Genomic DNA, 7,993 nt, shown 5'->3' on the forward strand with positions numbered 1-7,993 from the left:
TTGTTAATCTGTAAAACCAGGTCAGAGAAATTGGTCGATAAATTAAATTCTCCAGTTTCTACGTAATGGTTATCAAATTCGCGGATCACACCTACCTGTGTGCTGCTGTTTACACCTTTATCTAACAGTAACGATTTTGCAGCGCTTACGAAAGTGCTGTAAGTATGATAAATGGCATCGGCATAAGCAGCTTTCTCCAGGTTTTGTTTCGCCCAATCAAATTTTTCATCGGCTTCTAATAATAAGGTAGCTACCAAATCAATTACAACACCAGCACATTCGCCTACACCAATTGCGGTTACGAACTCTTCTACATGTCCCCAATCTACAAATTCTTCTGTTTTAAGATTGGTTAAATCGGCCAATGGTTTTAACAGCTGATAAAAATGGTCTTTACCTTTTCTATCATAATATTGGTGAAAGTTCTCATCCTCAAGATTATTGGCTTTAAAATCATTTAAAATGAAATGTAAAACACTTGTTGCTCTTTTAGAAGGTACTTTTATTACGCGTTCTGCTACTCTACCTACACCATTACCTACAGTACCACCACCCAACATCACCTGAACTGCCGGAACAACTTTTCCTTCAGCTTTTACCGAACTTCCGTGGAAACCAATCTCAGCCAAACCATGCTGACCGCAAGAGTTCATACATCCACTGATTTTGATCTTGATGTTTTTCTCGTAAATAAACTCAGGGAAATCAGTATAAATCACTTCTTCCAAAACTTCGGCCAAGGTCATTGAATTCGAAATACCCAAATTACAGGTATCGGTACCAGGGCAAGTGGTAATATCAGCTAAACTATCAAAACCTGCCGTTGTAAAACCAATTTTATTTAAAGCAGCATATAATGAAGGTAATGCTTCTTTACGTACAAACTTTAATAGCAAGCCTTGGTTTTGGGTAATCCTGATTTCATCAGCAACATATAACCTGATAGCATCAACAAATGCCCTTGCTTTATCTGTTTTGATATCGCCTACCTGAACTTTTACATAAACGCCATAAAATCCGGCTTGTTTCTGCTCAATTACGTTAGTGGCTAACCAATGTTTGTAATGGGCTTCGTTTAAGATTTCTACCGCAGGGTATTCTTGTTCTAAAGGCAAGAGCGGCTGAGGTACAGTATTAATATCTATTTTAAAGGTTTTTACTTTGTTGGCAATACGCTCTTCGGCAACCAAACGTAAAACTTCTTCTAAACCCAGTTTTTGAACCAGGTATTTTAAACGTGCTTTGTTACGGTTGGTCCGTTCGCCATAACGGTCGAATACGCGAAGAACAGATTCAGTAAAAGGAATTAACTGATCCTCAGGCAAAAACTCGTGTACTGCATTGGCTAAAAATGGCTGTGCACCTAAACCACCTGCAAACAAAACTTTAAATCCACGTTCGCCATTTTCGTTAATTTTAGGAATAAAACCTAAATCGTGAATGTAGCTAAAGGCAGTATCTCTATCGCTCGAAGAAAATGAAATTTTAATCTTTCTTCCCATTTCCTGACAGATCGGGTTACGCAAAAAGTACGCAAATACCGCTTGCGCATAAGGCGAAACATCAAAAGGTTCTTCAGCATCTATTCCAGAATTTGGAGATGCCGTTACGTTACGAACCGTATTTCCGCAAGCCTCGCGGAGCGTAATATCATCCTGCTCTAATTTAGCCCAAAGCTCTGGAGTACGGTCTAAACTCACATAGTGAATCTGAATATCCTGACGGGTGGTTAAGTGTAAATTTCCACTTCCATACTCATCAGCAATATCTGCAATACGTAACAACTGCTTAAAAGTTACCTTACCAAAAGGCAATTTAATACGCACCATTTGTACGCCAGGTTGTCTTTGTCCGTAAACACCGCGTGCTAAACGGAGGCTTCTAAACTTTTCGTCGTGGATGGTTCCATCTCTAAAAGCTTTAATTTTATTCTCTAAATCGATAATGTCCTGCTCGACAATCGGATTTTCGAGTTCTGTTCTGAAACTTTGCATATGTGTTGTTAGCTTTATTCAAAAAATGCTTCCCTATTACCGAGAAGCATTCCATATTTTATACTTAAAATTATCTGTAGGCTCCTATTACTGCGTTTTACAACAACACATTATTTGCATAGCGATTAATTTGTTAGGTATAAAATTGAAATTCATACGCCAAATATATAAAGTATATAGGAATAGTCGTAATTTATTATGAAAAAATTTACATAAATAAAACGTCATTTCGACTGGAGCGTAGCGAAATGGAGAAATCTATAAGTTAAATTCTTTAATTATTAGCTTAAAACTGCCAACAGAAAATTAAAATTGCTAACTGCTAACTGATTTGGGCGTTACCTAAGCTGCGCAAAGGTCGGGCTTTGCAGGGCTGCGCTTCGCTTCGGTACCGATGAAGGATCGGCACTAAACCCTTACAATCCCTAACGCGGAAGCAAGACCTCGTAGGTTTCAAAAACCTGCGAGGTCTGCCCCCCCGATTGTGCTACTCTCTCTGTTAAATAAACCCGCTTTCCGTTTTATTCCGATAAAGGATCGGAATAAAACGGAAAGCGGGACTGAAAACCACAATGAAAAACTGAACTTTCATTTCCCCCAAAAAAAAATCCCAAACTCAATAAAATGAATTTTGGGATTAATATTTTAAAATCTGCCACGTGTAAGACATATCGTCATAGATGCTGAAACAAGTTCAGCATGACGGATTGGGCCACGTGAAAATAAATATTATAAATTAACGATACCGATTTTCAGATTATCTTCTCTACCAATTACATCAGCAATGCTGGTTTCGGTTAAAACCTTAAGGGTGGCATCTCTAACATCGATAAATGCGCTTCTGATTCCGCATGTTTTCTCATCTACACACTCATCACATTTGTGATAAAAGTTTAAACTTGCACAGGGAACCATGGCAATAGGCCCATCCGTTACACGCATTACATGTACCAATAAAATCTCCTCAGGTTTTTTGTTTAGGCTATAACCACCGCCTGCACCTTTTTTACTGTATAAAAAGCCAGCGTTACGCAGATCGAGCAGAATCTGCTCCAGGAATTTTTTCGGGATATGCTCCTCCTCTGCAATTTTCGAAATTTGCATTGGTGGTTTATCTAAATTTTTACCAAGCGCAACAAGCGCTTTAATGGCATACTTTGTTTTTTTGGACAGCATATTCGCACAAAGCTAATAAAAGAAAGTAAATTATAAAATACGCAACGGGAAGTTGATTGCACAATAAATTGTATAAACGGTCGTCATCCTGAATTTATTTCAGGATCTTTCCCACTATAAAAGATGCTGAAACAAGTTCAGCAGGACGTGGCGCTGAATTGTAAACTTTAATCAAAGCAGCGTAAAAATAACCACGACACAAAACAGAACAACATTTATCGGCGTTTAAAATCTATTTTTACCCACATTCTGAATTACAGATTTCAATAATGAAAAGAAAACTCAATCTATTGCCGCTCATCATAGTTGCAATCATATTTTTTGCCCTTAACGCTTATGTTTTATCTGGCCTGGGTACCATTAATCAATCTACCTGGCTCAGTCCTATTTTCTGGGTCGTTATTGTAGGTTTGACATTTGCGCTGTTATACGCAATTCAGCAAATGCGAATTCAAGGCATGAACCGGTTTTTTCAGATCATCAGTCATGCTTTTTTAATCATCTTTGTCGCAGAACTCGTGTTCGCCTTTTTCCTCCTACTCGGTGATGTTTACCGCTTGCTGTTAGGTTTATCGACTAATTTCCAGCCCGAAGGTTTCCACATTTTAGGCCGCAGCAATTACTGGGTCGATTTTGCATTTGTGATGTTCTGTTTAACCATCGCCTTATTTGCTTATGGCATTACGCAAGGAAAATATGCCTACCGCGTAATTAAACACACTTTATATTTTGATGATCTGCCTCCAAGTTTTGATGGTTTTACCTTAACCCAGATATCAGATGTGCATGCCGGGAGTTTTACTAATCCTAAAGCGGTACAAAAAGGGATTGACCTTATTAATGCTCAAAAAAGCGATCTGTTTGTTTTTACTGGCGACCTTGTAAATAATGCTTCATCTGAGATTGTGCCCTATATTGGACATTTTTCGCAGATTAAAGCTCCGTTCGGCCAATTTTCGGTGTTAGGCAACCACGATTATGGCGACTACATTAAATGGCCTACAGAAGCAGATAAAATACAGAACCTAAATCAGTTAAAAGCTTACCATAAAGAACTTGGCTTTAAGCTTTTATTGGATAAACATGTTGAATTGCATAAAAACGGCGAAAAAATAATACTCGCTGGAATAGGAAACTGGGGAATTGGTTTTGGAGAACGTGGAGACTTAAACAAAGCGCTTCAGAATACTTCAGTTAACGATTTTAAAATCCTGCTATCTCACGATCCTTCGCATTGGGATGCACAGGTAAAAAATTATCCTTCAAAAATCCAACTTTCATTGGCTGGACATACACACGGTATGCAGTTTGGTATCGAAGCTTTTGGCATCAAATGGAGTCCGGTGAAATATCGTTATAAACATTGGGCGGGTATTAAAACCGAAAATGGAAGATACCTTAATGTAAACAGAGGCTTCGGTTTTCTTGGTTTTTCAGGCAGGATTGGGATCTGGCCGGAGATTACAGTGATAGAGTTGAAGAGGAAGTAAACAACAAATGCCCCGAATTGGGGCATTTGTTGTTTATAGCAGTATCGTCATTGCGAGAAGGCTTTTTCAGCCGACGAAGCAATCTTAATGCGCTCGCTAATAGCGATAGTTGTAAGATTGCTTTGTCGTTCCTCCTCGCAATGACGATTTAGCTTAAAAACTAGTAATTAAGCGTATACGTTAAATTATACGTACGGCCGCGGCCTGCATAATAAAAAGTTTCTGGTTTTGCCAAAGCTTGATACATCAATACCGAACGTTGGCTCCAAACTGTTTGGTAATTTTTGTTCAACAGGTTTTGTACACCAAATGATAAACTTCCAGTAAATAATTTCACCGAACCCAATAAATCAACAGTAGTGAAACCTTTTAACTCATTTTGCACCACAACATTTCCAACTGTAGCATAACCTTTCGAATCAAAGTAGTGGAAAGCCTGCGCCTTTATTCCAAAAACTTTTCCGTTATAACCCAGATAACCCGCAACTTTTGATGGACTTGCAACTGTTACATCCTGTAATGACCAGGTGCCATCAACATTTTGTTTCTGTGTTYTAATATACATACCATTTACACCAGCTTCGAAACCATTTTTCAGGTTTAATGATAATGAACCTTCAACACCTAAATTCCTAACATTTTCATCAAAAACTTCGATGTTGAATGTACTATTGGTTTTTACATTTTTATCAGATAAGGCATAAAAACCAGCTACCTGTGCATTAAATACACCTGAGCGGTAACGGTAACCGGCTTCGTACTGTTCTGTTTTGATACCGGTTAAAGGAGAACTTCCAACATTGATCGAGTTGCCTAAATTATAGTTGGTGCCTACCAAGGTATAAGTGCCCTGTCCGTAATATTTTGCCGGATCTGCCAAGTTAAACCCTTGCGAGAAATTAAGCCATGCTTGTTGAGCTGCATTGATTTTAAATACCAAACCACCGTTTAATAAATTCACATCGTAATGGTTTTCACCACCAGCAATGGCCGTAGCTGTTCTGCCTACACCATAAGCCAAAGGTACAGAAGCAGCGGTGCCTACAAAATCGCCAACTTTAACAAACATACGTTGCTGACGCACACCTCCCGACAGGCTTAAGAAGTCGGTTACTTTAACCTGCGCCTGCAAAAAGCCTGATAAACCATTTACCCTGAAATTAGGATAACGGGCAATAGTGGCTATTGTGCTATTGTTTAAACCACCAGACGCAAAGGCCTTTGTTCTATCAAACAGGGCTTGCCGTGCGTTAAAATTTTCGTTATCGGCATCAATACCATAAGTAAGATTCAATCTGTTCCAGTCTTTGTTCAATACCAGTTTTAAAGCGCTGTAGTTTGTATTTTGGATGGATGAACCACTGTAAAGTCGCTGCGGTATTGCCGCTTGCCCTGGGAATGGGTGAAAGCTAAATTGTTCGTTTCTTGCCGCTGCCTGTACATAAAGTGTTTGCCCGCCCAAGATATTGCTAGCCTGATAATTGGCATTTATATTGGCTCTGCTGGTTTTCGGATCAACATCGGATGAGTAGCCATTTCTCATTTCTAAAAGCGCTGGATTTGATAACAATCYACCGTAATTTGCGCCCAAGAAAAGGTCTTTATCGCCACGGTAACCCGAATTGTAATATTGACCATTCACCGATAGTTTTTGATACTCGGTCAATTTAAATTCGGTACTTCCGAAAAAATCGAACGATTGGTTATACTGTAAATCGGTTTGAGTAATATCGGTAAAAATCTGTTTTCCATCGGCACCATAAGCTGCATTGTTTTTTTGGAAAGCCATACCAATGCGTCCGTTCCAATCTTTGCTCCCGCCAGAAATAGCCTGTGCTACGCGTACATCATGATCACTTTTTTCTTTTAAACCGCTGCGTACACCAACTTGTGTAGTGAAACTTGGCTGACTGTCCTGTCCTTTTTTAGTAATAATGTTGATAATACCCCCTGTTGCTCCACCACCATAAACTGCACTTGCTCCAGATAAAACCTCAATTCTTTCAATGTTGAAAGGATCTATCGATTCGAACTGACGGCTTACACCACGGGTACTGTTTAATGATACACCATCAATCATCAGCTGATTTTGGTCGGCTTACGTGATGAAACCACCACAACCTCCTGCATATTCGACGTTGGGCTTAAATAAAGGGTTAAATTAACGGTCTGATCTTTAGCCAAGCTCACTTTTTGCAGTATGGTAGTATACCCTACATAACTCACCTGTAATTTGAAAGAACCTTCGGTTAACTTTAATTCAAAGCTACCATCAGCAGCTGTTATAGCCGAAGCATTTTTGCCTTCAACTTTAATATTTGCCCCAGCAAGCGGAGCGGTTTCGCCTATTACCTTTCCGGTAACGGTTTGAGCTTTGCCCGTTAAGATAAATCCACAGACAAGGATTGCAATTAAGTATAGATTTTTCATCCGTATAAATTTGGTTTTAATGGTAATGAAACTATCATGATTTAGTCATACCGTTGTGATATTGAAAATCATGATGGTTTCATCAATGATTATTATTTTTTTGCGCAAAGCAATCATTTATTTAGATTAAATCCAAATAAAATATTTTATTTTTTTGTTCCACGCTATACTAAAACGGTTAAGCATCAGCCAGCAAACAACTTACTAACAATATGTTAAAAATATTTTAAATATTATTTTTAATCAATCTAAATAAAAATATACCTTAGCAACCGGAATTATAGTCGAAACCGCTCACTAATTTAAGCTGCTCAGAACCAAGTATTATTTGAAAATCTCGGCATTGATATGCCTAGTAATTTTATTGCCATTTAACCTTAATCTTTTGAAAAATTGAAAAACTAATGTTTACATCAGACCTCGAAAAACATGAACTTATTGATTTCCTTACGGAAAGTCCAACCAAGGAAATCTTTCACCACGAAAATGAAGTAGAGTACCTGCATGCAATAGGAAAAGTTACCCAGGCGGTAAAAAAATTCCTCGGCAACAATCAACAGCCCTTTAGTGGTGTATCGCCATCGAAATTAAGACCGCTGTTTGATTCGATCGAATTTGAAAAAACGCACGACAATTACGATGCTTTGCTTAAAGAAGTTGAACAGCTTTACACCAGCCATGCGGTTGCCTTTCACCACCCTGCCTACATTGCACACTTAAACTGTCCGATTGTGATTCCCGCTGTCGCTGCCGAAGTCATGATTTCGGCCATCAACTCATCAATCGATACCTGGGACCAAAGTGCAGGCGGAACACTAATCGAACAAAAGCTGATCGAATGGACCTGCGACCAGATCGGTTACAACAAAAAAGCGGATGGCATTTTTACCAGCGGGGGCACCC

5 protein-coding genes and 1 pseudogene are annotated in these 7,993 nt (G+C 38.9%); 2 read left to right on the top strand and 4 right to left on the bottom strand.

Annotated elements, in window-relative coordinates:
• On the bottom strand, positions 1-1,994 hold a 1,994-nt coding region (locus AC1DND_RS15080; RefSeq protein ID WP_477582774.1), incomplete at its 3' end, for a HEPN domain-containing protein.
• A 729-nt stretch (positions 1,995-2,723) separates the two neighbouring features.
• The gene (locus AC1DND_RS15085) at positions 2,724-3,170 is read right to left on the bottom strand and encodes an RrF2 family transcriptional regulator (RefSeq protein WP_029275042.1); all 447 of its coding nucleotides are present in this window, start codon (positions 3,168-3,170) and stop codon (positions 2,724-2,726) included.
• A gap of 269 nt (positions 3,171-3,439) precedes the next feature.
• Here AC1DND_RS15085 and AC1DND_RS15090 point away from each other — a divergent pair, with 269 nt between their 5' ends.
• Positions 3,440-4,660, top strand: a complete 1,221-nt coding sequence (locus AC1DND_RS15090) for a metallophosphoesterase (protein WP_477582776.1) — start codon at positions 3,440-3,442, stop codon at positions 4,658-4,660.
• Between the two features lie 160 nt (positions 4,661-4,820).
• On the opposite strand, the gene AC1DND_RS15095 is transcribed toward AC1DND_RS15090, so the two are convergent.
• Both AC1DND_RS15095 and AC1DND_RS15100 read right to left on the bottom strand, forming a co-directional pair.
• The gene (locus tag AC1DND_RS15095; protein ID WP_477582778.1) at positions 4,821-6,740 is read right to left on the bottom strand and encodes a TonB-dependent receptor; all 1,920 of its coding nucleotides are present in this window, start codon (positions 6,738-6,740) and stop codon (positions 4,821-4,823) included.
• On the bottom strand, positions 6,740-7,090 hold the full coding sequence (locus AC1DND_RS15100; RefSeq protein ID WP_477582780.1) for a carboxypeptidase-like regulatory domain-containing protein: 351 nt from the start codon (positions 7,088-7,090) through the stop codon (positions 6,740-6,742). Before AC1DND_RS15100 ends, AC1DND_RS15095 begins: the two co-directional genes overlap by 1 nt.
• 404 nt (positions 7,091-7,494) lie before the next feature.
• Here AC1DND_RS15100 and AC1DND_RS15105 point away from each other — a divergent pair.
• A pseudogene (locus tag AC1DND_RS15105) lies at positions 7,495-7,993 on the top strand (hypothetical protein); the annotation flags it as partial.

This window comes from Pedobacter sp. 01N416 (assembly GCF_056399685.1).

Coding starts and splice junctions, on each gene's coding strand:
- AC1DND_RS15090 (WP_477582776.1), top strand. CDS start 3,440: ATGAAAAGAAAACTCAATCTATTGCCGCTCATCATAGTTGCAATCATA.
- AC1DND_RS15085 (WP_029275042.1), bottom strand. CDS start 3,170: ATGCTGTCCAAAAAAACAAAGTATGCCATTAAAGCGCTTGTTGCGCTT.
- AC1DND_RS15100 (WP_477582780.1), bottom strand. CDS start 7,090: ATGAAAAATCTATACTTAATTGCAATCCTTGTCTGTGGATTTATCTTA.